Below are 599 nucleotides of genomic sequence, written 5' to 3'. Positions count from 1 at the left end.
AGCGTGTGCGTGCCGGACAGCGCCGCGGTGTTCACCGGCGCCGTGGACTGGTAGTTGTCCCAGCCGCCGGTGCTGGGCACCGCCGTGGTCGCCAGCAGGGTGCCGGTCGGCGAGTCGGCGCGCAGCTCGATGGAGCCGCCGCCGGTCGGCGAGGAGAGCCGGTAGCTGACGTTCGTGATGCCCTGCAGGCTCATCGGGTTGAACGAGATCCAGTCGTTGTTGGAGATGTCGCCGATGCGTTTGCCGCTCTCGGCGCCGGCCTGGTCGATGACCCGGATGCCGGACTGGGCGGTGAAGTACTCCGCCTGCTTGTGCTTCGGCTGCAGGATCGCCTGGCCGTAGCCGGTCAGCGGGGCCGCGCCGCCCGCGCCGCCGTTGTCGGTGTAGTGGGCGATGAGCGCGTAGAACAGGTTCGCGCCGTCCGGGTGCCCGCCGAGCAGGTCGGTGGAGATGGTGCCGGAGCAGCCGGGGTACTCGGTGGTCTCGTGCAGGTGGTCGTCGTGGCCGAGGGCCGGGTTGACGTAGACCTTCGAGCAGTCGATCGCCGCGCCGCCCGGGTCGGTGACGGTCACGGTGTAGGCGACCTTGTCGCCGAAGTT

At 70.3% G+C, this 599-nt stretch carries 1 protein-coding gene; it reads right to left on the bottom strand.

Annotation, left to right across the window (positions count from 1 at the left end):
- A partial coding sequence (locus IEZ31_RS55895; RefSeq protein ID WP_190258307.1) for a carbohydrate-binding protein occupies window positions 1-599 on the bottom strand: 599 nt, incomplete at both ends.

Source organism: Dactylosporangium sucinum, from assembly GCF_014647515.1.
GTDB classification, from domain to species: Bacteria; Actinomycetota; Actinomycetes; order Mycobacteriales; family Micromonosporaceae; genus Dactylosporangium; species Dactylosporangium sucinum.
This window is presented reverse-complemented; position numbering and strand designations above follow the sequence as displayed.